Genomic DNA, 25,983 nt, shown 5'->3' with positions numbered 1-25,983 from the left:
GCCGGGGCTTTTTCATGGCTCTGAAACACTGGCCGTAGCTGTCACTCCAGCAGCTGCAGCCATGGTTTCACCATTAGAGGCTTTCCACGCTCTCGCCAACAAATGTCGGCCCCTTGCTGCCGGGCACCCAGCCCGGATAGGTTTCCATGACTTCGGCAAACAGGGCCGAGTCAATCCAGCGCTGCAGCCAATGCTGCAGATGAGGCCAGGGCTGCTCGTTCCACTGCGCCTCGTCAATGCGCGCGTACTGGCGCACAAAGGGGCGCAGTGCCATATCGGCCAGACTGGGGTTGAGGCCGAACAGATAGCCGGTTTCCTCGAGCTGATCGTTCAGTGCCGACAGCCAGGTCAGCGCGTCGGCTTGGGCCTGGTTCACGGCCTCGGCATCGTGGCGCTCGGGGTATTTGCAGCGATCAAGAGCCTGTTTGAAGAAGCCGTCGTTGCGCTCGATCAGAGCCAGCATGTCCTCCAGGCTGCCATGCGTGGGTTGCAGCCAGCCATCGGGGTCGTTGCCGCGCAGCGCATGCAGCATCACCTCCAGGCTCTGATCAATGACTTTTCCATCCTGCAGCACCAGCACTGGCACCGTGCCCTTGGGCGATGCGTCGAGCAGTGCCTGTGGCTTGTTGCGCAGATTGATTTCACGCAGTTCGCACGCCAGGCCCGCATGGGCCAGCGCCAGACGGGCGCGAATGGCATAGGGGCAGCGACGGAAGGAGTACAGGACGGGCAGGGTGGCGGCGGCAGTCAAGGCAGGTATCTGATGAGATGAATGAAACCAAAGCGCCATGGCGCTTGCTGGGCGTGTACTGTACCTCTTGCCCTGAAGCCATGCAGACCTGTGCGGCTTAGATGTTTTGGAGCACTCACGGATTGATAGCTTGAAACGATTGGAGTGAAACGGTTTTAGCCATTAAAGAGCGCTGGTTTCAGTCGGTTTGCAACTGGGTCATCAGCCATTGTCTGAAGGTTTGCAGGGCGGCACTGGCCTGACGCGATTTGAGATAGGTCAGCCAGTAGGCGCCGGTGTCGACCTCATGGGCAAAAGGGCGCACCAGCCGGCCTTGTTGCAGCATGTGCTCGAACATGCGTGCGGGCAGCAGGGCAATGCCTGCGCCCTGAGCGGCGGCCTCGGCCAGCGTCAGCGAAGAGTCGAACATGGCTCCACGCGCCAGCGGGGCAGCCTGGTCAAGGCCGGCAAACCAGCCTTCCCATTCCTGCGTGCGGTAGGAGCGCAGCAAGGTTTGCCGAGCCAGGTCGGCGGGCTCGCGCAGCTGTTGTGCCAGCATGGGGGTGCACATGGGCGAGAGCGGCGCGCGCAGCAGCATCTGCGCGTGCGTGCCATGCCAGGCACCGTCGCCAAAGCGCACGGCGGCGTCCAGTCCTTCGCCAGCCAGATCCACGCGATTGTTATTGGTCAGCAGCCGAAGATCTATGTAGGGGTGCAACTGCTGGAACTGGCTCAGCCTGGGGATCAGCCAGCCTATGGCAAAAGTGCCGACCACGCCCACGGTCAGAATTTCGCGTGGTCGTGGCTCTGCCACCTGCTGCAGCGATTGCTCTATGCGCTCAAAGCTCTGTGCCACCACGGGCCACAAGGCCTGGCCTTCGTCGGTCAGGGCCAGGCCGCGCGGCAGGCGGCGAAACAAAGGCTTGCCCAGGCGCTCTTCGAGATTGCGGATGTGCTGGCTGACGGCGGCCTGCGTCACGTGCAGCTCCTGCGCGGCGCGAGTCAGGCTCTGGTGACGGGCGGCCGCGTCAAACATGCGCAAGGCGTTCAGTGGTAGCTGCATATCTCAAACAAGATAAAAGTTTTTCTAATGGATGGTGTCAATTATTACTGCTGGTTCATACGAATCTACCGATTTATGCTTCAAACCATGACAGTTAACCAAAAGAGGATCTTATGCAGCGACGCAGCATGCTGACAACAGGACTGGCCTTGGGGCTGGGGGCCTGGGGACTGAGCGGCTGTGCTTTTATCTCCAAGCAGCAAGCAGCAGCAGCGAGAACATTGAGTGACGAGTTGGCGGCGCTGGAGATTCAGGCCCAGGGCCGATTCGGCCTGTATGTGCTGGATACCGTCAGCGGCGCCGAGGCGGGTTGGCGCGGCGATGAGCGCTTTCCCATGTGCAGCACCTTCAAGACCTTGTTGGCCGCACGCATGCTGTATCTGGCACAGCGAGATGAAATTCGACTGTGGCGCAAGCTCTATTACTCTCCTTCCGAAGTCGTGGCCTGGTCGCCGATATCCGAAAAACGCGCGGGTGCCAATGGCGGCATGACGGTGCAGGAACTGTGTGAAGCGATGGTGCTTGTCAGCGACAACACGGCGGCCAATGTGCTGCTGGAAGCTAGCGGCGGGCCGGCGGCGCTGACGCAATGGCTGCGCGAGCTGGGGGACGGTACCACCCGGCTGGACCGCAACGAGCCTTCGCTGAACACTGCGCTGCCCGGCGATGAACGCGACACAACGACGCCGCAAGCCATGGTGCAAAGTCTGCAGAAGCTGCTGCTGGGCGATGTGCTGGAGGGCTATGCCCGCGCCCTGTTGCAGCAATGGCTGGTGGACAGCCGTACCGGTGACAAGCGCGTGCGCGCCGGCATGCCCGGCGACTGGAAAGTGGGCGGCAAGACAGGCAGCGGCGAGAGGGGCACGGCTTGCGACACTCTCATCGTCTGGCCTACCGCACAATCTGCGCCGCTGCTGGTGACGGCGTATCTAACCGGCAGCCCGCTCGATGGGGCGGGGCGCGAAGCCGTGTTGGCCAGGGCTGGCGAAGCGATCAAACGCTGGTATTACACGATCTGAAGCAGCGGCGGTCATTTCGATCGTGGGCAAGGATCTTGCATGCCTGCAGACTTTGGGGTCGCGCTGTTACAGAAGCCTGACCGTCCACTCGATTGCAGTCCGCAGGACGTTCTGTGGGCTTGCCTTTCAGGCTTGAGGTTTGCTGCCAGGCAGGGCAGGGGGCTGGCCAATCACAAGTCCTGTCCGAGCCTTGCGCTTGAACTTGGGTGGGCCCGGCTGCAGTTGTTGCGCCTGAATGGCTGATTGCAGGAGATGACCCGGGGCGGAACTCACCCAGTCGCGCCAGCGATGCAGACGCAAGCTCAAAGTTTGTCGCGACGCCGGCTCTGCATTGATGCGAAGAGGCGTCGAGATCTGTCATTTAATGAGATTGATTCTCATTTTCTGATAGAGTCTGCGCTTTCCCGCTCCGTAGCTGCATGTTTTGCGGCCGATTCCAGAGCCTGGGCGGCATGCCTCGCAAGAGGTCGAGGTGTACCCGTGGTTGCGCACTATTACGCAGAACTCGTCAGTTTCTTTGCTCGCTCGCTCAATAGCCGGGATGCGGCTGCGGATGTCGTGCAGGAAAGCTATGCCCGCGTCTTTGCCATGCAGTCGCGAGAGCTTGCGGTACGGGATTTGCGAGCACTGCTGTTTCGTACCGGCAAGAACATTGTGATCGACGATGCGCGCCGCCGCGCTGCAGAAGCACGCATGCTGGAAACCCTGGCGGTGGTGGGGGCCGACGAGGTGCCCTCGGCCGAGCGTCAGGTGCAAGGGCGACAGCAACTGGTCTTGCTGTCACGGCGCCTGGAAGCCATGCCGCGCAAGCGTCGCGAGGTGTTTGTGCTGGTGCGCATCTATGGCTTCAGCCATGCCGAGGCAGCAGCGCATATGAGTATCAGCGAAGCCGCCATCGAAAAACATGTGGTGCGTGCCGTCTGCGATTGCATGGGGCTCAAGTCATGAAGGCCGAGATGCCCGAGCGCAAACGGCTGGAATACGCCTTGTTGCTGATTGCTCGCCAGCATGGCGCAAGTACCGAAGCAGCGCAGGTAGCGGCAGAGGCGCTGGAACGCTGGCGTGCCAGTGAGCCCGCGAATGAACTGGCGGCCCAGGCTGCCATGGCGGGCTGGGCGCAGACCGATGGCAGTGCTTTGCAAGGCGATATGCCCATGCCCGCCACCCAGTCGGCGCGTGCGCAGCAGACGCGCCGTCGCGCGCTGTCCGTGCTGGGGGTGGCTGGTGTGGCAGGCCTTGCCGGCATGCTCGGCCGCTGGCATTGGCTGCAACCACTGGAGCAAATCGCGCTGCATACAGGCCATGGACAGCAATTGAGCCGCCATCTGGCCGATGGCAGCCAGCTCGATCTGGCGCCTGGCACCGATGCCTCGGTGATGCTCTACCGTCAGCGCCGCGAGATCCATCTGCGCCAGGGCGAAATTCGGCTCGACGTGGCCCATGATGCACAGAGGCCGTTGGAGGTCCACACGGCCCTGGGCCGGGTGCGTGTGCTGGGTACGGTTTTCTCTGTGGCCCTTCGGCCTACCGGCCTGCAGGTCAGCGTCGCCCAGGGCCGTGTGGCCGTGTGGCAGCAAGCCCGCATGGCGGATCAGTACCCCGATGCCATGCTGGGCGCCGGCCAAGGCCTGCGCATCTATGCAGGCGGCGAGCTCGCGCACTACTCGCTCAATGCTTCGGATGTGGGGGCCTGGCGCGAAGGCTGGCTGGTGTTCGACCGCACGCCGCTGACCGAAGTCGTGGCGCGTTGGAATGACTACCTGGCTCAGTCAATGGTGTTGGACGATGGGGCTTCTTTGCAATCCCTGCGATTGACGGGCAGCTTCAAGCTGCGCGAGCCTGCCATCTTCATTGCCAGCCTGTCGCGCTCCCTGCCGGTGCGCGTGGAGCAACTGGCCGATGGCCGCACCGTCATCCGTCGGCGCTGACGGCCGGCAAGGCCGGATGAAAATTTTTGTCCGGTACAAGCTATTTCATGCGTCTTCACTGTGAAAGCACTTAGACAAGCACTTCACAGGATGCATTTGATGAAAAGAAATCACTCTCATTTTTCTTCTGTTCAAGAGGAGGGGATGGCTGCGGGTTCGCATTGCGGAGGTCTGTGCGCAGTGGCTTTGGCCAGTGCCATGGCCTGTCTGGCTTGGTCAGCTCTGGCGGTATTACCGACGGCTCATGCCCAGGTCGCCAGCAGCCAGACCATGTCCACCTCGCGCAGCCTGAGCCTGCCTGCGCAGCCGCTGGGACAAGCATTGAATGCACTGGCCCGCATCTGGGGGGTGTCGGTCTCGGTTGACGCTGCATTGGTGGAAGGCCGCACGGCGCCGGCGTTGCAGGGCGTGCAGACCTTGAACGAGGCGCTGGCCAAGGCGCTTGCGGGGAGCGGACTGGAGGCCTTTCCTGTCGGGGCGGCCATCACCGTGCGTCGCCACAGCAGCCAGACCGGCATGCTGGGCGAGGTGACGGTGACGGCACTGGCCCAGCGTGAAGCCACGGAAGGCAGCGGCTCGTATGCCGCCTCGCATGTGTCCCTGGGCAAAGGGCAGGACATCCGCGAGACACCGCAGTCGATCTCGGTGGTGACGCGCCAGCGCATTGAAGATCAGGCCATGAGCAATGTGGGGGAGGTGATGCAGCAGACCACCGGCGTGACGGTGGACTATGGCGGTGCGGGAGGGTTGGGCGGTGCGGCCACCAAGTTTCTGTCGCGGGGCTTCGAGATCAGCAATGTGCAGATCGACGGAGCCAGCGTGGACGCTTTCAGCCAGCAACTGTTCGACCCCAATCTGGCCATGTATGACAGCGTGCAGGTGGTGCGCGGCGCCAACGGCCTGTTCAGCGGCAATGGGGAGCCTGGCGGTGCCATCAATCTGGTGCGCAAGCGTCCCACGGCGCAAAAGCAGATTCTGGGCTCGGTGGGCGTCGGCAGCTGGAGTCGCAAACAGGCCGAGCTGGATGTTGCGGGTCCATTGAATGAAGCAGGGAGCCTGCGTGGTCGTGCTGTGCTCGCGCATTCTGACAAGGACTTCTTCTATCGCGGAGCGGAATCGCGCAACAGCTTGCTCTACGGTATTCTGGAGGCCGATGTGACAAGCTCCACCCGTGTGAGTCTGGGAGCCAGCTACGACAAGCTCAGGGCCACTCCCTGGCGCGAAGGCCTGCCGCGTGCCGCCAATGGCGACGATCTGAAGCTGTCTCGCAAAACTGCGCTGATGGCGGGCTGGAGCCACTATGACAAGAGCGCCAAGGAGGTCTTTGCGCAGCTCGACCAGCAGCTGGCGGGAGACTGGAAGCTAAAGGCCCAGCTCAATTATCAGAAGGTGGACAGCGATGCGCGGCTGGCCAGCCTCAGCGGAGCCGTTGACCCTGCAACAGGTCTTGGCGCCAACTGGACCGGCTTTTCCAACGACTTTCGTTCGGAGAAAAAAAGCCTGGATGTGCATGCCAGCGGCCCGTTCTCGCTGTTCGGTCGCAAACACCGCTTGCTGCTCGGCGCGGACTGGAGCAAGGTCCGTGACGATCAGGACACCTATTACTCCGAGATGGATACGCCGCTGTCTCTGACCAATGTCTATGAGTTCGATCCCGGCAGAATTCCCCCTGCGGTACGCGAACGCATGACGCGCAGCTATCCCGGCTACGGCGCTACTCAAAAAGGCTTTTATGGTCGTGCCAACCTGAGCCTGACGGATCAGCTCACTGCCATTGTCGGAGGACGTTATGCCAGCTACTCCTACGACACGCCATACATCAACTACAACGCCGATGGCAGTGTTCGGGCCAGCGGTCGCGAGTACTACAGCGAAAGCGGCATCTTCACCCCCTATGCGGGCCTGGTGTATGACCTGGGCAACCAGTGGACGGCCTATGGCAGCGTGACCGAGATCCACAAGTCGCAGGCCAATATGCTGGCCGGGCCGGCACCGGGGGCCGCGCTGGACCCGATCAAAGGCCGCAGCTTCGAGCTGGGCATGAAGGGGGAACTCGCCGATGGCAAGCTCAATACAGCGCTGGCCCTTTACCGTATCGAGCGCAAGGGGCAGGCGGTGCGTGATCCGCGTTATCCGGAAACGGATGTGGGGAATCTGGGCCTGAGCTGCTGCTATGTCGCGCAGGGCAAGATCATCAGCCAGGGGCTGGACATGGAAGTGACCGGTCAGCTGGCGCAGGGCTGGCAGTTGTTTGCCGGCTATACCTACAACCACAATCGCAACAAGACCGACCCGTCGCAACTGGTCTATAGCTCCATCACACCCAAGCACCTGTTCAAGCTGTGGAGCACGTATCAGTTGCAGGGTCAGCTCTCGCCATGGACGGTGGGCGGTGGCGTGACGCTGCAAAGCGCCACCTATGTCAGCGGCACGGCCAACAGCTACAACCCGGCATCGGGCCAATACGATGGCAATGCCGTTCCCTTCCGCTTCACCCAGGCCGGCTACGCCGTCTGGGGCGCCAGCGTGCAATACCGCATCAATCGCAACTGGTCGGCTGCGCTCAATGTGCACAATCTGTTCGACAAGACTTACTACAAGACGGTTGGGACCTCGGGCAGCGGCAACTGGTATGGCGAGCCGCGTAGCGTGCTGTTGACCTTGCGTGGCGCGTTCTGAGCGGGCTGACATGAGCGGCAAGCCAGCATCCGGGCCCGGACTTCGCCAGACCATGTCATGGCTGCACACCTGGTGCGGCCTGGTGTGCGGCTGGCTGCTCTGCGCCATTTTTCTCACGGGCTCGATCAGCGTGTTCCGTGAGTCCATCACGCTATGGATGCAGGGGCTGCCACTGGAAGGCAGCGGCCAGCAGGCGCTTTCTCCGCAAGAGCGTCTGCAGGCCTTGCGGCTGGCCGAGCAGCATCTGAGCAAGACGGCGCCGGATGCCAGTATCTGGCGCATCGGTCTGCCGCTGCACACAGGCGATGGGGTCAAGGTATTCGCGCGTGCCCAGGACGGCGATCTGCAGGCCAGCCTAGATGTCCAGACGGGCGAAGTCCTGCCAGAGCCTGCCATGCGTCAGACCGAAGGCGGTCGGCATTTCATGTCCTTTCACTATTCCTTGCAGGGCGGTATCGCTGGCTTCTGGGTGGTGGGACTGGTGTCCATGTGCATGCTGGTGGCGCTGGTTTCGGGCGTGATTGTGCACCGGCGCATCTTTCAGGACTTCTTTACCTTCCGGCCCGGCAAGGGCCAGCGTTCCTGGCTGGATGCACACAATGCGTCGGCCGTGCTCACGCTGCCGTTTCTGTTCATGATCGTCTACACGGGACTCGCGCATTTCTACACCAGCTATATGCCCTGGCCGCTGCAATCGCTGTATGGGCAGGACCGTTCGGCCTACAGCCGCTACGAGTCCGAGTTGAACGCCAGATCCGAGGCGAATACACCCTCGAATGCACCAGCCATTGCAGTTGTGGACCTTGTCAGCCTTGCGCAGCAGGCCCAGTCCCTGCTGACGGAGCCTGTCGTGGGCGTGGTGGTGCAACGACCTGAGGGGGCGCCGGCCACGATACGCTTCACGGAAGGCAAGCCGGATACGGCAGTGACGCGCCGAATGGTCAACAGCGCCAATTCAGTGACATTCGATGCCGTCGACGGCGAGCTGCTGCAGCTATCCGCCAGTTCGCCGTCCAGTAGTTTTGCAAGCGATACCTATCCCGTCATCAGCGCGCTGCATCTGGTCACCTTTGGTGGCTGGGCGATGAAGTGGCTGTACTTTGTCCTGGGCCTGGTCGGCACGGCAATGATTGCCAGCGGATCGATCTTGTTTGTGGTCAAGCGCCGTGCAAGAAGCGGTTATGAATGGGGCGCGGCGACGCCCTCCATGTACCGCTGCATTGATGCGCTCAATGTGGCGGCACTGGCAGGCTCGGCGCTGGCGTCCATTGCCTATCTGTATGGCAATCGTCTGCTGCCTCTGGTGCTGGAGGCGCGTTCCAGCTGGGAAATCCGTGTGTTCTTTGCGGTCTGGGTCCTGAGCCTGCTGCATGCGCTGCTGCGCACGGCGCGCCAGGCCTGGTGCGAACAGCTATGGATGCTGGCCTTGCTGTGTCTGGGCTTGCCGCTGCTCAATGTCATGACTACAGGCCAGCACCTGCTGCTGTACCTGGCGCAGGGCGATGGTCAGCGGGCAGGGCTGGAGCTGACCTGCATGGCGCTGGGCCTGCTGGTCGCCTGGGGCGCATGGCGGCATGAAAAGTCGCAGCGTAGCAAGAACATGGCGCAGTTGCGTGCGGGCCGTGGCGTTGTCTCAGGAGGTCTCACATGAAAGCGGCGGCAATGACCAAGGCTCAGACCAGGCGCCATCGCTGGGCCGTGTTGCTGCGCGTGCTGATGGCCACGCTGGGCGGCTATGCGCTCACGGCGCTGGCCTGCGCCGTGATGGCCCAGGTGCTTGTGGCCTTGGGCGCTATGCAGCGTGCACCTGCCGTGCTGCTTTCCACCTTGCTCAGCTTTGTGCTCTACACCGCAGTGACGCTCTGGGCCTTCCATGTGCGCAGCCTGCTGCGCGTGATGGCATGGATGGCGGGCTCGGCAGCCCTGCTGACAGCTGCGCTGCAGGCGCTGAAAGGTGTAGCATGAGTCTGTGGCAGATGATGGCCTGCGCCCTGGCGCTGTGCTTGGCAGGCATGCTGGTGCTGAGCCAGGCCATGGACAGGCATTGCGATCAGCTTGTATCGCGTGGCGAGCCCGGGCCGGCGCTGCGGGTCGTGCTGCGCCTGGCGGGGGCGGCGCTGATGCTGCTCGCACTGTGGCTGTGCATGGGCTTGTGGGGTGCTGCGGTGGGAACCATCGTCTGGCTGGGCTGCCTCAGTGTGGCCGCGCTGGCACTCACATGGCTGCTCGCCTATGTGCCTGGGCCCGGTGCAGTGCTGGTGGCCATGGGAGGTCTGATCGCCTTGGCCGGGACGCTTTGGGTGGCATTCACGGGATGAGTTTACGGCATGAGGGCTGCCGGGTTGGAGCCAGCAGGCCCGGACACAGAGGCCTGTCACTGCCACGGCGGAGACGGGCCTGCGCGGCATGACCGCATGGGCATTCCCTCGGGCTTTAGCCGGGTGATTCGCAATAGATGTGCGACTCGGGCAATCGTTGTGGCTATTGCCGATCTGGCAAGCCCTTGGGCGGGCGCAGAATGTGGGTCTTCGCCCATTTTTGCAGCCACCCCGAAACGATTCCCCGCCCATGCAGCAAGAGCCAGATTTCTTCCACAACCTCAATGAAGAGATGCGCGATGGAAAGCGCTGGCTGGAGCGGACGGTGGTGCTGGCCTATGCCGCGGCAGCGGGCCTGAGCGTGGTGGCTTTCACGCTGCTGGCCGAAGCGGCTTTCGGCTTTTTCGAGAGCATCTACCACGGCGTCCATGGCTGGCTGGTGCTGATCTGGATGCCGGCCATCACGGCGGCAGCGGTCTGGGCCACGCGCAAATGGGCTCCGGGTGCCAGCGGCTCGGGCATCCCGCAGGTGATTGCCACGCTGGAGCCATCGGTCGATGCCAGTCTGCGCAAGCGCTTTGTGTCGCTGTGGCTGTCGTTTGCCAAGATCGTGCTGTCCAGCGCGGGCTTTCTTGCGGGGCTGTCGATAGGGCGCGAAGGACCGTCGGTGCAGGTGGCTGCCGGTGTCATGCATTCGGCGCGGCGCTGGCTGGGCCCCAAGTCCGTCATCAATACCCATGCCTTGCTGGTGGCTGGCGGCGCGGCAGGTATTGCAGCAGCTTTCAACGCCCCGTTGGCGGGCGTGGTGTTTGCCATCGAGGAGCTCTCGCGCAAGCTGGAGTCGCGCTCCAGCGGTCTCATCATCGCAGCCATTGTGCTGGCCGGTCTGATGGGGGTCTCGGTCTTCGGCAACCTGAGCTACTTTGGCCGCATCCGCGTGGCCGAACTCGGCTGGCGTGACCTGCTGCCTTGTCTTGCCGTGGCGCTGACCTGCGGCGTGCTGGGCGGCCTGTTCGCCAAGCTCATGACCCACTCGCTGACCTCGTCCACCGAGCGCCTTAACAAGCTCAGGTCACGCTTTCCGATCCGCTTTGCCGCAGTGCTGGCCCTGCTGATTGCCGTCATCGGCGTGGTCACCGGCGGCGCCACCTTTGGTGCGGGCTCCGAAGCCGTCAAGCATATGTTGCAGGGCGAGGCCGATGTGCCCGAGTTCTATGTCACGCTCAAATTCATCGCCACCTGGCTATCGGCCTGGGTGGGCGTACCCGGCGGTATCTTTGCGCCCTCGCTGTCGATTGGTGCAGGCGTGGGGAATAACGTTGCATCGATTGTTGGAACTACGGATATAGCTCCTGCATTGATAGCGATGGGCATGGCTGCCTTTCTGGCGGCGGTCACCCAGGCGCCACTGACGGCTTTCATCATCGTCATGGAGATGGTGGACGGCCATGCACTGGTGCTGAGCCTCATGGCATCGGCCATGATCGCCAGCATGATCTCGCGCATGATTGCGCGGCCTCTGTATGAATCGCTTGCCCTTCACATGCTCCAAGTGGCAAGGGCCTCTTTGCCCAAGGAGCCGGAGCCAGAAGCCGCTGCGGCTCCGGCGGAGTCCACGCAGCCAGTGGCGCTGGATGAGTCATCCGAGCCTGACTCACTGCAAAAATCGCGTCAAGTCTAGGCTGTCAGTTGAATCCATGGGCAGCGTCTACGAGGAATTGAACTAGCTTGGGCCAGCGGTGGTGATGCTTGGGTGAAGTCAGGAGTTCAGTTGATCCTGAGCGCGCGGCGCAACCGGTGAGCCGTGCCTGCAGGCTCGTTGAGAGAGTCGCAGCGCATGGCGTTTCAAGCCCTAGCCTGAGCGAAGAGTCGCACGCAGTCTATTGACGCTGGATGCCGGACGGCAGTAGGAGTATTTCCGCCAACCCCTATATAAAGGCGTGAGGCGACCCATAGTGCTTCTCAGAGTGGCAAGTGTTATCGGGCAAGGTCTGGGGTTGATGCCATCCACTTTACCTACGTGGGGGTCGAAGCACAAACATGCGCCAAGTCGCTCTTTTTATCGCCATGGCCTGGACTGGCTGTGCTCACGCAATACAGCCTGTCGAGGCGGGAATCCAGCCTTTGCTCGACCGCCAGAAGGGCATGCTGCACGAGCAACCACAACTCAATAAGTTGCTTCAAAGCACGACCACCGAGCCGAAAGTCCGAGTGGATGCTTACCGTGAGTACCTGATGGTCGAGCTTGAGAGGCAAGAACTGGAATGTGATATTCAAAGAGCGAGAAGTTGGGCGAGCTCGCCATTGGTGATGTATGCGAGGCCTACGACTGAGACCACTTGCGGCGCTGGCCTGGCCTATCGTTCCGGCAAATCATCTCTTTCGACCTCCGAAGCTAAGCGTTAAGCAAGCGTTCTGGATACGACTGTCGCTAGCCGTCCCGGTTGGAACATGAGCGTCACAAGTGTCAGGACCATGGGCTTGGACAGTCCGGACAGTCAGGAGTACGCCTGCGGTATCAAGTGCGACCCGGTTTTCAGGTGTTACGCTTGTTTGCGCACCATCACATGCATGGCTCGTTCGCCCTGTCTCACTTCGGCGACCTCATAGCCAAGAGCCCGCATGTCCAAGCCTTGCCAGAGGTTTTCGCCGGCCCCCATCAACAGAGGACGTACAGCGAGGTGAATCTCATCGACCAGTCGCGCCTGCAGGAACTGTCGCACGGTGGCTACGCCGCCGCCTATGCGAATATCGCGATCACCTGCGGCTGCCTTGGCTTGCGCCAGCGCCGACGCAATGCCATCCGTGACGAAGTGAAAATCGGTGCCTCCCTGCATGCGCAGCGCGGGCCGCGCATGGTGGGTCAGGACAAATGCGGGCACGTGATAGGGTGGCTCATCGCCCCACCAGCCCTTCCAGCTTTCGTCGGGCCAAGGGCCGCGTATCGGGCCGAACATATTGCGCCCCAGAATCCACGCACCGATGTTCTCGAAGGAGCGTTCGGCCATCTGATTGTCGACACCTGTTTCGCCGATCTGAGACCTTCCATGCATACGCTGAAAGACTTGGGTGGGGAAGAACCACTCAAGGATCTCAGGCCCACCGATGCCGAGCGGGTTCTGCAAATCCTGGTTGGGTCCGGCGGAGTAACCGTCCAGCGAGATGCCGAAGCAGAGGACTTTGACTTTCATGACGGAACACCTTTCAGGTTGGAGAGCGATGATCGATGGCCTCGATATCAACGTCTGTACTTAGCGTTTCCACATGCCTCGGTCACCCGTCGCATTGTTGAGCTCAGGGTGCTGGGTCCGAAGCCGCGCCTGACCGCTGCTTTGGGCTGCCATCTGAATGGACGCTGCTGCAGCGGACTCAGTCATCCATCGCACTGCTCAGCTTGATCGCGACTCAAGCTATCCATTTTTCAACCGCATGACCCCACAAAGCCGCAGGCAGTACAGAACTGACAGCCATCTTTTTTGATCATGGCATGTGCTCCGCAGTCGGGACACTTTTGACCGCTGACGGAGGCATTGTTCTCGGGCGGAGATGCCGGCGTGGCCGCCGTGCTGGGCGCCGGCTGGGGCAGGCCGCGATTGGCGATGATGCTTTGAATCGCATAGGCCAGCAGCGCCACTTCGCTGTCATGCCAGAGCGGGATGCGGCTGCCGTCGTCACGCGTCCTGCTGCCGTAGCGCACCGGGCCGCGATCCCAGGCCACTTTGCGCAGATCGGCCAGGGCCTTGTCGAGAAAGCCGCCACGCGCGGCCAGGCTCAGGCTGCGCATGGTGGCCGTGATCCATTGCTGGCTCTCCCCGGTCTGGCCCACGGGCATGAAGAATTCGATGGGACGCTCCAAACCGTCGACCACCATGAAGCTGACGACCAGATAGAGACGCCGTATGCCGTCATGCGTGAAATACTCGATCTTGTCCACCACGGCATTGAGCGGACCCTCGGGGCGGCGCTCGATCACAGCCGTCATGCCGCTGCTGCTAACCGAGTTGATAGCAGCCTGCGATTTACCAGTAGGCGCTTGAGAGGGGGTGGGGGCTGAATCGGTAGACAGAACCGCGCCCAGCGTGTCGTTGGGACGGTAGGTAGCACAGCCTTTGAGGCCGACCTCCCAGCACTCCATATAGAGGTGCTTGAAGTCCTCGAAGGGATAGTCGGCCGGGATGTTGACGGTCTTTGAAATCGATGTGTCGATAAAGGGCTGCACGCAGCGCATCATGGCCACATGCTCGCTGGCGCTCAGCTCCAGCGCACTGACAAAGCAGTCGGGCAGCGGTGCCTCGTCGCCGTGCATGGCTTTGTACAGGCGGTAGGCATGGTCCTGTACGGTGTAGAACTGCTCGCCGCCATCGGTCGTGCGCTTTTTGCGCGTATAGGTCCAGGAAAAAGCGGGCTCGATGCCGTTGGACGCATTGTCGGCAAAGGCCAGTGATACCGTGCCCGTGGGGGCGATGGACAGCAGATGGCTGTTACGCAGCCCATGTTTTTTGATGGCAGCGCGCAACTCCTTGGGCAAGCGTTTGGCAAAGCCGCTTTTCAGATACTGCTTGGCGTTGAACAGCGGGAAGACACCTTTTTCCCGTGCCAGCTCCACCGACGCGGCATAAGCCGCATCGCGCATGGCGCGAGCTATTGATGCGGCCTGCTGCAGGCCTGCATCGCTGGCGTAATGCAGGCCCAGCAGAATCAAGGCGTCGCCCAGCCCAGTGAAGCCCACGCCGATGCGGCGCTTTTGCTGTGCCTCGCGCTGCTGCTCGGGCAGGGGCCAGACGGTGGCGTCCAGCACATTGTCCAGCATGCGCACCTGAACCGCGACGGCGGCGCGAAAGGCCTCCATATCGAAGAAAGCCTGAGGTGTGAACGCCTCGCGCACAAAGCGCGTGAGTATGACCGGGCCCAGATCGCAGCAGCCATAGGGCGGCAGGGGCTGCTCGCCGCAGGGATTGGTGGCGGCAATCTGCTCGGCATACCAGAGGTTGTTGTCGGCGTTGATGTTGTCGAGAAAAAGAATGCCGGGCTCGGCGAAGTCGTAGGCCGAGCGCATGATGGCATCCCACAGCGCGCGCGCGGGCTGGCTTTTATAGACCCAGAGGCCATCGTCGCGGCGATGGGCGCCGGCCTGTATCTGTGCCTCGCTGGGACTGGCGACATGCACCAGCTCCCATTGGGCATCGTCCCTGACCGCCTGCATGAATGCGCTGCTCACTCCCACAGACACATTGAAATTGTTCCAGCGGCCTTTTTGTCGCTTAGCGGTGATGAATTCCAGTACATCGGGGTGGTCAATGCGCAGCACACCCATCTGGGCTCCGCGGCGCGCACCGGCCGACTCCACCGTGGTACAGGATGCATCGAAGACATCGATGAAGGAGCAGGGGCCCGACGCAAAGGAGTTGGTGCCGCGCACCAGCGCACCGCGTGGTCGCAGATTGGAGAAGTCATAACCCACGCCGCCACCGCGGCGCATGGTCTCGGCTGCCTGAGAAAGCGCTGTGTAGATGCCGGGGTTTCCCTGGGTGTCGAAACCATTGGTGGCGTCGGCGACGGGCTGCACAAAGCAGTTGATCAACGTGGCCTTGGTGTCCAGCCCCGCCGCTGCCATGATGCGGCCAGCACCGATGGCACCGCGCTGCAGATTGACCAGAAATTGCTGCTCCCAATGCGTCTGAAGCTCAGGCTGTTCAACAGCTGCCAGGGCTCGTGCCACGCGGGCAAACAGCTCTTGCTCGGATTGCTCGCCGTCGGCCAGATATTTCTCGGCCAGCACATCCTGGCTGATGGCCTGAGGAGGGAGTGTATTCATGGCATGCCTCATGCTAATCGGATGTCGACTTTGTAGCGCAGACTGCTTGGTGGTGCTGTGACGCAGCGCAACATCGACGATGCACCAAGTGCCCAGAAGCCTCCATCGGCACAACGGGCCTGCCCCCAAAATTGTGACAGACCCGCTGAAAATAGACGGAAAAGACCGAGTCGGCGTATGAGGGAGGGCACCGCGCAGGCCGAGCTTCAAACGGTATCGGCCGACAAGAGGGAGACGCGACGATCTATCGAAGGCTATGCGCGGGTCTGAATCATGTCCCCCTCAAAGCGCGCAGCGGCATTCACGACCGCCATCACCGATGCGGTGACGATGTTCGCGTGCATGCCTACGCCAAACCGTGAGCCGGGCACGCCAGGCCATGCGGCTTCGATGATGGCAACGGCACAGGCGTCGGCGCCGTTGCCCTGGCTGCGCTCTTCGTAGCTGTCGATGCGCAGCGGCAACTCCAGTGCAGCGACGGTGGCTGCAATAGGGCCGTTGCCGATGCCTTTGTGCAGCCTGGGTTGCCCGTCGGCATCGTGCCAGTGCAGTTCGATACCCTGGCCTTGCGGGCTGTCGAACAGGCGGTGGCTTTCATAACGCAGTGACCGGGACCCGGCTTGGGCATGCAGGTAGGTGGCTTCGAACAGCTCCCAGATCTGTGCGCTGCTAAGCTCGGTTTCGCTGCTGTCGGCCCAGGCCTGGACGATGGCGCTGAACTCGATCTGCATGCGCCGCGGCATGATGATGCCCCTGTCCTTCTGCAGCAGGAAGGCAATACCGCCCTTTCCGGACTGGCTGTTGACGCGCACGATGCTGTCATAGGTACGTCCCAGGTCCTGCGGGTCTATGGGTAAATAGGGTACGCGCCATGGGGCGTCGGGTTGTTGCGCCGCAAAGCCCTTGGCAATCGCATCCTGGTGCGAGCCCGAAAAAGCCGTGAACACCAGATCGCCCACATAGGGGTGGCGCGGATGTATGGGCAGGGCTGTAGAGGCTTCGGCGATGCGAGCCACGGCAGCGATGTCGGAGAAATCCAGGCCCGGAACAATGCCCTGGGTGTATAGGTTCAGAGCCAGCGTCACCAGATCCACATTGCCGCTGCGCTCGCCGTTGCCGAACAAACAGCCTTCCACACGCTGGGCGCCGGCCAGCAGGGCCTGCTCGGCACAGGCCACGCCGGTGCCTCTGTCGTTGTGGGGGTGTACCGAAAGCGTGATGTGCTCGCGCCGTGCCAGACGCCGGTCCATCCATTCGATCTGGTCGGCAAACACATTGGCGGTGGAAACCTCCACCGTGGTCGGCAGGTTGATGATCATGGGGCGCTTAGGACCGGCATCCCAGGCTGCAATGGCGACATTGCACACGGCCAGGGAAACGTCCAGCTCGGCCATGCAAAAGGTTTCCGGGGAGTACTGCAGCACCCATTCGGTTTCGGGGTGCTGCCCGGTCAGTTGCCTGAGGTAGCGTACATGGTGCTCCACCATGGCAATGATCTGCGGCACTTCCATGCCAAAGACGATTTCGCGGAAGGCTGGTGCCACGGCGTTGTACAGATGCACGATCACGCGGCGTGCGCCGGCCACGCTGCGCACCGTGGTGGCAATCAGGTCCTCACGCAGTTGGGTGATGACCATGGGTGTGACGTCGTGCGGAATCAGTTGCGCTTCGATGAGGTGGCGCACGATGTCGAAGTCGGTCTGGGAAGCGGAGGGGAAGCCGATTTCAATTTCCTTGAAACCGATGGCGACCAGTTCCTCGAACAGTCGCAGCTTGCGCTCGCGGTTCATGGGTTCGAACAGCGCCTGGTTGCCGTCGCGCAAATCGGTCGAAAGCCATACGGGCGCTTGCGTCAACGTACGGGCAGGCCATTGGCGGGTGGGCAAGTCCACAACGGGAAATGCGCGGTATTTGTTAGAGGGATCAGCCAGCATAGAGACCTTGGAATGGGTTGCAACAATCACCTGGTCTCCCTGCCCGGATGGAGCTGGCTAAGGCCGGGGTCTGGGAAGACCAGGATGGGACCATGCGCGAACGCGTGCATGCAGACCCCGACCAGATGTCAGAGCCAGTAGGCGTAGCGAAAGCGGGTGGCAGTGTTTCACGGCAAAAGTGCGGGTTGATGCAGACAGTGGGGCTACTTTATGTCGTCAACGGTATAGACTTCTATCGATAGATATTCATTTGTTGTAGAGATTTGGACATCTCATGGGTTTTGCCTCCCCCGAACATGGCGCGCATGCGCTGGATTTGCAGCATGCCCAGGCCTCTCCACTGCCTGTCACGGGCGTGGAACAGCGCTATCCGCCCGGTCATGTGGTGCCGCAGCACAGCCACGCGCGCGGCCATCTCATTTATGCCTCGGAAGGCGTGTTGCTGGTCGAGTCCCCCTGCGGGCAATGGCTGGTTCCACCCACCACGGCGGTGTGGCTGCGCCCGGGCATGCTGCACAGAATCACGGCGACCACGGCGGTGCGAGCCTTTGGCCTGTTCATTGAGGAGGCATGGTCGGCACGCCTGCCGGCCCGGGACTGCGTGCTCCATGTCTCGCCGCTGGTCAGGGAGCTGATGGCGGCGCTTGTCGACTTGCCCCATCAGGGACCGCATCGCCCGCGCGATGCGCTGCTGGGTGATCTGCTGCTGGAGGAGTTGCAGGCTCTGGCGCCGCTGCCGTATTACCTGCCCTGGCCTGAAGATGCGCTGATGCGACGCATCTGCGAGAGCATGCTGGATGCACCGGCGCAGCGCACCACGGTGGAAGCCCTGGCCCAGCAGCACGCGCTGACGCCCAAGACGCTGCACCGTCGATTTCTGAAAAGCACCGGGATGAACTGGGGCCGGTGGTATCAGCAGATGCGGCTGATGGCTTCCATCCCCCAGTTGCTGCAGGGCATGCCCATCACCACCGTGGCGCTGGAAAGCGGCTATGAAAGCCATAGTGCATACACGGCTGCTTTCCGCAAACAGTTCGGCCGCCCGCCGTCGGAATTTGCGGCTGCGGCAGACAGAGCGGTGCCACGTTAGCCGGCCTTGCTGCACCCAGAGCCGCGGCTTGCTCCGCCTGTGCCTGCTGCACGCATCTTTTGCTCCACCCAAAAAAATAGCTTCCAACGCTTGTTCATCAAGCGCTGAAAGCCATTTTTAATGATGAAGGCGAATTAGAGCTTCTTCACCAGTACCTGGCTCTTGCGGCCCCAGTTGTATTTGGCCTTGCGGGCCTCCGGCAGCCATTCGGGCTCCACGGGCTGAAAGCCGCGCTTGATGAACCAGTGCATGGTTCGCGTGGTCAGCACAAACATGGTTTCGCAGCCCAGGGCGCGTGCGCGCTGTTCGATGCGTTTGAGCAGCTTCTCGCCATCGCCCGTGCCCTGGCTCTTGGGCGAGACGGTGACGGCGGCCATTTCGGCGGTCTTGGCTTCGAGATAGGGGTGCAGGGCAGCACAGCCGAAGATCACGCCATCGTGTTCGATGACGGTGTAACTGGCGATGTCGCGTTCGATCTCGGTGCGGTCGCGCTTGACCAGCGTGCCGTCGCGCTCGAAGGGTTCGATAAGCTGAATGATGCCGCCCACGTCGTCGATCGTGGCCTCGCGCAGTTCTTCGAGCTTTTCGTCAATGACCATGGTGCCGATGCCGTCGTGCACATAGATCTCCAGCAGCAGCGCTCCGTCGGTCGAAAAGGGCAGAATATGGCTGCGCTCCACGCCATGCTCGCAGGCGCGTACGCAGTGCTGCAGATAAAAGCCCACATCGGTAGGTTGCTGTGCAGGCGGGAGCTGGGCCAGCAGGCGGCGCGCGGCGTCCAGCGGCAGCTCGGTATCGATGGGGTTGTTCTCGTCGGCCGGGCCGTTGGGGTCCATGCGAACGCCAGGCACTTCGGTCAGGAACAGCAGCTTGTCGGCCTTGAGCTCGATGGCTACGCGGGTGGCCACTTCTTCCATGCTGAGATTGAAGGCCTCGCCCGTGGGCGAGAAACCGAAGGGCGAGACCAGCACCATGGCTTCTGAGTCGAGGGCGCTGCGAATGCCTTCCACGTCGACCTTGCGCACCAGACCGGAGTGCATGAAATCCACACCGTCGACGATGCCCACGGGGCGGGCCGTGAGGAAGTTGCCCGAAATCACGCGCACGCGCGCGCCGGCCATGGGCGTGTTGGGAAGACCCTGGCTGAAGGCGGCTTCGATCTCGTAGCGCAGCTGGCCGGCCGCTTCCTGGGCACAGTCCAGCGCGATGGAGTCGGTGACTCGCATGCCGTTGTAATAGCGCGGCTCCTGGCCCTTGAGGCGCAACTGCTCGTTGACCTGGGGGCGGAAGCCGTGCACCAGCACGATCTTGACGCCCATGGCCTGGATCATGGCCAGATCCTGGACGATGGAGCTGAGCTTGCCCGCATCAATGGCTTCACCGGTCAGGCCCACCACAAAGGTCTGGTGTCGGAACTTGTGGATATAGGGGGCCACAGACCGGAACCAGGGAACAAAGGTGAAATTGAAGACGGTGGACATGGCAGTGCGCGAAAACCTCGAAAAGCGGGAAAAAAGGCCTGCGTCGGGTATTACGCAGGCCTGAGGCGCAAAGTGTAGCGGTTACTCGCTTGCCTTAGCTGGTTGTTGCAGGGTTTTGTGCGCGCTGATCGCGCAGTTTGTGGCTTTTGTGGCGTGAAGTTTTCAAAAAAAGACGGCTTGTATTTGAGCAGAGCTCCGAGTGGCAGTCAGCGTCGAACCCATGCGAGGCAAAGCTAGACACTCGGTCAATCGTCCGATTGTCGTCTGCGCAGATCTTTCCGTACGGCTCATTTCATGGCGCATCTTTCGACCACGTCGACAAGGGGCCAGCTCAAGATTGTCAATCTAAGCGTCATGGAGAGGGCACATGCCCTCTGCAGGTCATTGCCGTCCCCGTGGATTAGATCAAAGATGTCGAGACTACTTTCAGGATATCTCGTCACAGAGGCGAATCCGAACCCTGTTGAAGCCCTCACATGCTGCCGCCCATCATGGGCAGGATCATGCGCACGATTCGAATGATGGCTGGACCCAGAACCACCATGATGATGGCCGGGAAGATGCAGGTCACCAGCGGCAGCAGCATCTTGGTGGGGATCTTGGCAGCGAGCTCTTCGGCGCGCATCTGCCGTTTGTGGCGTAGATCATCCGAGAAAACCCGGAGCGATTCGCCTATGCTGGTACCAAATCGGTCTGCCTGCGTCAGCATGGCCGTAAAAGTGTGAATTTCATCTACACCGGTGCGGGCCGCCAGATTTCGCAAGGATTTTTCGCGGGTGCTGCCAGCTCGCATTTCCAGGTTGGTCCAGTGGAGCTCCTCTGCGAGGGCTTCACTTTTGATGCGAATTTCATCGGTTACCTTGCCCAGAGCGGCATCCAGGCCCATGCCCGCTTCTACGCAGACCAGCATCAAATCAGCGGCATCGGGAAAGTTTTCAAAGATCTCGCGCTTGCGGCGCGAGGCCATCCAGCGCAGAACCAGATTCGGCAGGTAGCAGGCCACAAGAGCGGTCACCAAGGGGAAGAACAATAGCTGGGTGCTATCTGCCTTGCTGGTTGCCCGCATGAGCGAGTACACCGCCAGCCCCAAAGCAATAGGCAGCAGCGTTTTGACTCCAAAGTACAGCAGTGGTGCACTCTCGTGGCGGATGCCAGCATTCAGAAAGCGCAGCCGCAATGGCGTTGCATCACTGTCTTTGGTGGGTGACGACAGGTGTGCAAATGGGCCGACCAGCTTGACGACTGTTTCTGTCCACCCCTTGTCTTGAGAGGTGGGGGTAAGTGACTGTAAGCGTCGCTCGGCGACTGTTGGTGTTGCCCAGAAGAACAAGGCTCCAGCAGCCAGCATGACGGCGGTGAAAGTGAGCAGGGCGACGATCAACATGGAGGACTCCTTGCGTTTCAGATGGACTCAAACCCTGATACGGGCGATGCGGCGCAGCAGCAACAGGCCTATGACCATCAGTGCGGCCAACCATTTCAGAATGATGATGCCAATAGGGTCAGTCCAGAGCGGATGCATGAATTCCGGATTCATTAGATTGAGCAGAGCGGCCAGTCCAAATGGCATCAAACCCAGAAACCAGGCCGACATTCGCCCGTCAGCGGAGAGTACGCGGACCTTGGCATGGAGCTTGAGCCGCTCGCGGATCAGGCGACTCAAGTTGCTGAGCATCTCGGTGAGGTTGCCGCCAGATTCGCGCTGTATCAGTACGGCGACGATGAAGTAGCGCAGATCTGTGATCGGTACCCGCTCACCCAGATTGGTCAAGGCCTGCTGTAGCGATGTGCCATAGTTGATCTCGTCATGCACCAGGCGGAACTCGTCGGCGATAGGTTCGGTCAGTTCCTCTCCAGCCATTTGCAGGCTTGCGGAAAATGCATGGCCTGCGCGCAATGCGCGCGCTATAAGGTCCAGCGCTTCTGGGAGTTGGTGCTCCATACGTTTCAGGCGCTGCAGTCTTTTGCGTTGCAGAAACAGCCATGGAAGGGACCCCAGCACCAAACTTGAAAGCACGCCTAACTCCATGGGCTGGCGAAGCATCATGGCTGTCAGCATACCTAGCGCAAACAGTATTGCACTGCCTAGCAGCAAGCCCGAAACCGTCCAGTCCAGGCCTGATTGAACAATGAAGCGGTCTAGCTGATGTGCACGCGGCATGGCTTGCAGCACACGCTGCATTCTGGGCATATCGCTAAGTACGCGCTCCTTGACCAGCTTGGTCGGATTGCTGTTGTCATCGGCTGCTGACAAGGCTCTGAGCCGGCGCTCAAGCCGCTTTGCCTCAGGACTCTTGTACTGCTTCCAGATCGCGTGCAGTGCTTCCAGTAGCAGGAGCACTGCTACAAACACCAGACCGATGATTACCAGGATCGAGTGGGAAGAAAAAAAGGACAGCATGGCGGCACCTTTTTGCGGAGTTCATTGATAGTGGCGCTCTGGAGCGAAGATGCTGTCGGGCAACGCAATGCCGAAGCCTTTTAGCCGATCGGCGAACTTGGGTCTGACACCTGTGGCGTGGAAATATCCCTGGACTTCACCATTGGCGCCGATTCCGGTCTGGGTGAAGGCAAAGATCTCCTGCATGGTCACCACATCCCCCTCCATGCCCGTGATCTCCTGGATGCTGGTGATCTTGCGTTTGCCATCCGTGAGCCGGAGTGCCTGCACGATCACCGTAATGGCCGATGCAATCTGTTGACGTGCGGCCTGGTGCGGCAGATTGAGGCCTGCCATGCCGACCATGTTCTCGAGCCGAGCCAAAGAGTCGCGTGGCGTATTGGCATGGATGGTCGTCAATGAGCCTTCGTGGCCGGTGTTCATGGCCTGCAGCATGTCTACCGCTTCGGCGCCCCGGACTTCGCCGATGATGATGCGGTCAGGGCGCATGCGCAGTGCGTTACGCACAAGGGATCGCTGCGTGATTTCGCCACGGCCCTCTATATTGGGCGGGCGCGTTTCCATGCGCACCACATGAGGCTGCTGCAGTTGCAGCTCGGCCGCATCCTCGATGGTGACCACGCGTTCCGTTGTAGGAATATAGCTAGAGAGAATGTTGAGCAGCGTTGTCTTGCCGGCCCCGGTGCCGCCAGAGATGATCATGTTCACCTTGGCCTTGGCCAGAGCCTCAAGAACCAGGGCCATGCCAGGTGTCAGGCTTTTGAGATCGTTGATCAGATTCTCCATGCGCAAAGGGATGCGTGCAAAGCGCCGGATCGACATCATGGGGCCATCAAGGGCCACGGGCGGGATGACCGCATTCACGCGCGAACCATCTGGCAGGCGGGCATCGACCATGGGGCTGGATTCGTCGATGCGCCGGCCTATGCGTGAAACGATCTTGTCAATGATGCGCAGCAAATGCTTTTCATCGGTAAAGACAACGGGCGTCAACTCCAGTCGGCCCTGGCGTTCCACATAGATCTGATCGTAGCGATTGACGAGGATGTCCGATACCGAAGAGTCGGCCATCAGCAGCTCGAGTGGACCGAAACCCAGCATCTCGTGCTGGATATCTCGGATCAGCATTTTTCTTTCAAGATCGTTGATGGCCGCGGAGTCCTCAGCCAGTAGTCGCTCGGTCATGGTCGCAATTTCTTGCTGCAGTGTCTGCACGGATACTGCATCCAGGGCAGCAAGATCAAACCGCTCCAGCAGCTTGGCATGAATGCGGCTTCTGAGTGCCAGATAGGCCGCAGAGTGACCATAGATGGGGGTGGATGGCGGAGGAGGCTCTGCTGCGGGCATGGCCGACATATCTGTGGACTCAGACACGACCTGCAGCAGAGGCTTGGGCGTGCGTGTCGATGGCGCGGTCAAGAAATCTCGTAGTGACATGACAGTCTCCTTCTGCAATACGGATGCCTACGCCCGGCGAAAGAGCCGGTTCAAAAAATTACCGTTTTCTTCATGAGTTCGAGGTGACAGTGCATCGGCCCAGGCCGTCAGCTCGCGCACCACGCTGCTACTGCGAGCGGATTCGGCCAGCGGTGCTCCAGCGTTGATGGCTGCTTGTACTTCCTGGGCAGAGTCGGGAATGCTGCGCCATTGCTGCTCCAGGCCCAGGGTCTTGCGCACTTCAGACAGACCGATTTCGCTGCGCCTGTCCACCCTGTTCAGCACCGGATGCAGGCGGCTTTCCGGGTAGCCCAGATCGTGGAACATGCGCAGCAGCTTTTGCGCATTGCGCACGGCGGGTACGTTGGGCAGCAGCACAGGAACAATGCACTGCGCTTTGTCGAGCACGCGCAGAGCCAATGGGTCCAGCACGCGCCCCATGTCCAGCAGCACAAAGTCGTAGTGCGTGGCAGCCAGTTGCACGATGGCCTCAATATGCCCGGGCTCCACTTCCATGGCATGCATGGCATCTTCGGGGGCCGCCAGCACATGCAGGCGCGGTGTGATCTTTACCGTGCTGGCCGTGAGAAAAGAGGCGTCAAGGCGGTGAAGGTCACGTGCCACATCCGCCAATGTCGAGCTTGGCTTGCCTTCATGCAGATAGGGCAGCGCATCGCCGAACTGCAGATTCAAGTCGATCAACAGCACGGAGTGCTTTTGCGCCAGCGCCCAGCCCAGATTGGTGGCCAGGAAAGTAGCGCCGGCACCGCCCTTGCAGGGCAGAAAGGCCATGACTTGCCCTTGTGCACGGTTGGGGGAGCTGTCCTGCAATTTGCTGGCAAGGCGCTGAACGGCATCGGCCAGCGCCTGCGGCGGCGGCGGCGATGGCAGAACCTCGCGCACGCCCGCCCGCATGGATTGCAGCAGAAACTCTGGTGTCTGCTGGGCGCACAGCAGGACCACGGCCATGCGTGGGTGATGGGTGGTTACCTGCTCCACCGGGGCCAGGTCTGCGGGGTCGCAGCACATACCATCCACGATCATCAGATCCGGCAGCTCCTGCTCGGCAATCGTGGGCATGCGGGTCTTGCCACCCTCGAAGGTCTGCACCTGATGGGATTGCTCTTGCAGCACATGGGCCATCTCGCGGAGATGGGCAGTGTTGGGAGAGATGATGGCGATTTTCATACGAATTCTCCCTGATTAAGGAGTGCAGTCCGAGCGGACGTTTGGATCCTGGTACATGATTTCACGCGGCAGGGTGGTGCTAAATCCCGGCATGTCGATGACGGTCTGCGCCGCCGAACCCACGATGGGCGCGATCCATTGGAACTTCAGACCGTCTTGAGGGATGCTTACTGTGACGCTTTGGCAGGTGGCAGTCGTGCAGCTGTCGGGTTTCCATTTCACGTCCACAGCGGTGATCTGCGGCAGCCGATTTTTCATATATTGCAGCACGCTAGCTTTCTGATTCAGGTCATCGCACACCACCGCATAGCGAGCACCGGCACGTGTGGCCTCGTTGGCCGCAGTCCAGGTGTAGAGCAGGCGGCTGAAATCCACCACGCCCAGCAGGAACATCAGAAAGATCAGTAGCCCCAGTGCAAATTCAATGAGCGTGGAGCCGCGTTGAGTGAGGTGTTTCATGTCAGCGTCCTCATCGTGGCGGTGATATTGCCGAAGTTGATACCGCCGTTGGTGAACAGCTGCAGGCCGAACACGCCGGACACCGGTGACGTGAAGTGGTACCCGGTAACGGTGACGGTGACGGTATTGATCAGCGGAAGTGCACCTGTGGTCTGCCAGCTGCAGCTCACGGCGCTGGTCTTGAGTCCGGGGGCTAGGGGTTGGGTGCCCGTAGTAGTTGTGCCGTACACCACAAGGTTCTGCGCATTGGCACACAGGGTGTTTGGCATCTGCACGGAAAGATACCTCACAGCATCGCGTACCGACTTGGTCACCGTGTTGTATTCGTAAAGGGCACGGCCGAACTCGATGACGATCATGCTCAGCATGATCATGAAAGGAATGCTTAGCGCCAGCTCAATCAGCGCTGCCCCTTGTTGTTGATGCTGATATTTGCGCATG

The 25,983-nt window shown here is 61.1% G+C and carries 22 protein-coding genes; 10 read left to right on the top strand and 12 right to left on the bottom strand.

Features of this window, described 5'->3' with window-relative positions; genetic code table 11:
- Window positions 1-73: 73 nt before the first annotated feature.
- Entirely contained in the window at window positions 74-790 is a 717-nt protein-coding gene (locus Cth01_RS08960) for a glutathione S-transferase (protein ID WP_045838985.1), read from the bottom strand.
- Between the two features lie 139 nt (window positions 791-929).
- On the bottom strand, window positions 930-1,793 hold the full coding sequence (locus Cth01_RS08955) for a LysR family transcriptional regulator (protein WP_003067957.1): 864 nt from the start codon (window positions 1,791-1,793) through the stop codon (window positions 930-932).
- A gap of 113 nt (window positions 1,794-1,906) precedes the next feature.
- Between Cth01_RS08955 and bla the strand changes: the two genes are divergently transcribed.
- The 9 genes from bla (at window position 1,907) to Cth01_RS08910 (ending at window position 12,143) form a co-directional block, all read left to right on the top strand.
- Entirely contained in the window at window positions 1,907-2,812 is a 906-nt protein-coding gene (gene bla / locus Cth01_RS08950; RefSeq protein ID WP_045838984.1) for a class A beta-lactamase, read from the top strand.
- 480 nt (window positions 2,813-3,292) lie between these two features.
- A complete protein-coding gene (locus tag Cth01_RS08945) occupies window positions 3,293-3,760 on the top strand; it encodes a sigma-70 family RNA polymerase sigma factor (protein WP_045838983.1) in 468 nt (155 codons plus the stop codon).
- A complete protein-coding gene (locus Cth01_RS08940; protein WP_045838982.1) occupies window positions 3,757-4,740 on the top strand; it encodes a FecR family protein in 984 nt (327 codons plus the stop codon). Before Cth01_RS08945 ends, Cth01_RS08940 begins: the two co-directional genes overlap by 4 nt.
- A 144-nt stretch (window positions 4,741-4,884) precedes the next feature.
- Window positions 4,885-7,419 (top strand): TonB-dependent siderophore receptor, encoded by a 2,535-nt coding sequence (locus Cth01_RS08935; protein ID WP_045838981.1) that lies wholly within the window; start codon window positions 4,885-4,887, stop codon window positions 7,417-7,419.
- A 10-nt stretch (window positions 7,420-7,429) separates the two neighbouring features.
- A complete protein-coding gene (locus Cth01_RS08930) occupies window positions 7,430-9,070 on the top strand; it encodes a PepSY-associated TM helix domain-containing protein (RefSeq protein ID WP_045838980.1) in 1,641 nt (546 codons plus the stop codon).
- Entirely contained in the window at window positions 9,067-9,384 is a 318-nt protein-coding gene (locus Cth01_RS08925; protein ID WP_233425131.1) for a hypothetical protein, read from the top strand. The genes Cth01_RS08930 and Cth01_RS08925 overlap by 4 nt, the downstream gene beginning before the upstream one ends.
- Window positions 9,381-9,737: a DUF3325 domain-containing protein gene (locus tag Cth01_RS08920; RefSeq protein ID WP_045838979.1), complete on the top strand. Its 357-nt coding sequence runs from the start codon at window positions 9,381-9,383 to the stop codon at window positions 9,735-9,737. The genes Cth01_RS08925 and Cth01_RS08920 overlap by 4 nt, the downstream gene beginning before the upstream one ends.
- Before the next feature lie 250 nt (window positions 9,738-9,987).
- On the top strand, window positions 9,988-11,418 hold the full coding sequence (locus Cth01_RS08915; RefSeq protein ID WP_034352091.1) for a chloride channel protein: 1,431 nt from the start codon (window positions 9,988-9,990) through the stop codon (window positions 11,416-11,418).
- A gap of 359 nt (window positions 11,419-11,777) precedes the next feature.
- A complete protein-coding gene (locus Cth01_RS08910; protein ID WP_034352094.1) occupies window positions 11,778-12,143 on the top strand; it encodes a leucine-rich repeat flightless-interacting protein in 366 nt (121 codons plus the stop codon).
- A gap of 137 nt (window positions 12,144-12,280) precedes the next feature.
- Here Cth01_RS08910 and Cth01_RS08905 read toward each other — a convergent pair whose 3' ends face one another.
- The 3 genes from Cth01_RS08905 to Cth01_RS08895 all read right to left on the bottom strand — a co-directional run bounded on the left by Cth01_RS08905 (window position 12,281) and on the right by Cth01_RS08895 (window position 17,486).
- Complete coding sequence (locus tag Cth01_RS08905) at window positions 12,281-12,928, bottom strand: dihydrofolate reductase family protein (RefSeq protein WP_045838978.1); 648 nt, start codon at window positions 12,926-12,928, stop codon at window positions 12,281-12,283.
- Window positions 12,929-13,158: 230 nt separating this feature from the next.
- Window positions 13,159-15,552: an adenosylcobalamin-dependent ribonucleoside-diphosphate reductase gene (locus tag Cth01_RS08900; protein WP_045838977.1), complete on the bottom strand. Its 2,394-nt coding sequence runs from the start codon at window positions 15,550-15,552 to the stop codon at window positions 13,159-13,161.
- Window positions 15,553-15,806: 254 nt separating this feature from the next.
- Window positions 15,807-17,486: a 2-isopropylmalate synthase gene (locus Cth01_RS08895; RefSeq protein WP_045838976.1), complete on the bottom strand. Its 1,680-nt coding sequence runs from the start codon at window positions 17,484-17,486 to the stop codon at window positions 15,807-15,809.
- 274 nt (window positions 17,487-17,760) lie between these two features.
- Between Cth01_RS08895 and Cth01_RS08890 the strand changes: the two genes are divergently transcribed.
- Window positions 17,761-18,576, top strand: a complete 816-nt coding sequence (locus tag Cth01_RS08890; protein ID WP_045838975.1) for an AraC family transcriptional regulator — start codon at window positions 17,761-17,763, stop codon at window positions 18,574-18,576.
- 134 nt (window positions 18,577-18,710) lie between these two features.
- Here Cth01_RS08890 and argA read toward each other — a convergent pair whose 3' ends face one another.
- The 7 genes from argA to Cth01_RS08855 form a co-directional block, all read right to left on the bottom strand.
- Window positions 18,711-20,057, bottom strand: a complete 1,347-nt coding sequence (gene argA, locus Cth01_RS08885) for an amino-acid N-acetyltransferase (RefSeq protein ID WP_034393853.1) — start codon at window positions 20,055-20,057, stop codon at window positions 18,711-18,713.
- Between the two features lie 472 nt (window positions 20,058-20,529).
- Window positions 20,530-21,441 carry a type II secretion system F family protein gene (locus Cth01_RS08880; protein ID WP_034408032.1) on the bottom strand — a complete coding sequence of 304 codons (912 nt, stop codon included), beginning with the start codon at window positions 21,439-21,441 and terminating at the stop codon, window positions 20,530-20,532.
- Between the two features lie 27 nt (window positions 21,442-21,468).
- Complete coding sequence (locus Cth01_RS08875) at window positions 21,469-22,458, bottom strand: type II secretion system F family protein (protein ID WP_034408033.1); 990 nt, start codon at window positions 22,456-22,458, stop codon at window positions 21,469-21,471.
- 21 nt (window positions 22,459-22,479) lie between these two features.
- On the bottom strand, window positions 22,480-23,895 hold the full coding sequence (locus Cth01_RS08870; protein WP_034408166.1) for a TadA family conjugal transfer-associated ATPase: 1,416 nt from the start codon (window positions 23,893-23,895) through the stop codon (window positions 22,480-22,482).
- A gap of 27 nt (window positions 23,896-23,922) precedes the next feature.
- Entirely contained in the window at window positions 23,923-25,083 is a 1,161-nt protein-coding gene (locus tag Cth01_RS08865) for a CpaE/TadZ family protein (protein WP_045838974.1), read from the bottom strand.
- Between the two features lie 15 nt (window positions 25,084-25,098).
- Complete coding sequence (locus Cth01_RS08860; protein ID WP_045838973.1) at window positions 25,099-25,542, bottom strand: TadE family protein; 444 nt, start codon at window positions 25,540-25,542, stop codon at window positions 25,099-25,101.
- A complete protein-coding gene (locus Cth01_RS08855; RefSeq protein ID WP_034408168.1) occupies window positions 25,539-25,982 on the bottom strand; it encodes a TadE/TadG family type IV pilus assembly protein in 444 nt (147 codons plus the stop codon). The genes Cth01_RS08860 and Cth01_RS08855 overlap by 4 nt, the downstream gene beginning before the upstream one ends.
- Between the last annotated feature and the right edge of the window lies 1 nt (window position 25,983).

Source organism: Comamonas thiooxydans (assembly GCF_000964545.1).
Taxonomy (GTDB): Bacteria; Pseudomonadota; Gammaproteobacteria; order Burkholderiales; family Burkholderiaceae_C; genus Comamonas; species Comamonas thiooxydans.
This window is presented reverse-complemented; position numbering and strand designations above follow the sequence as displayed.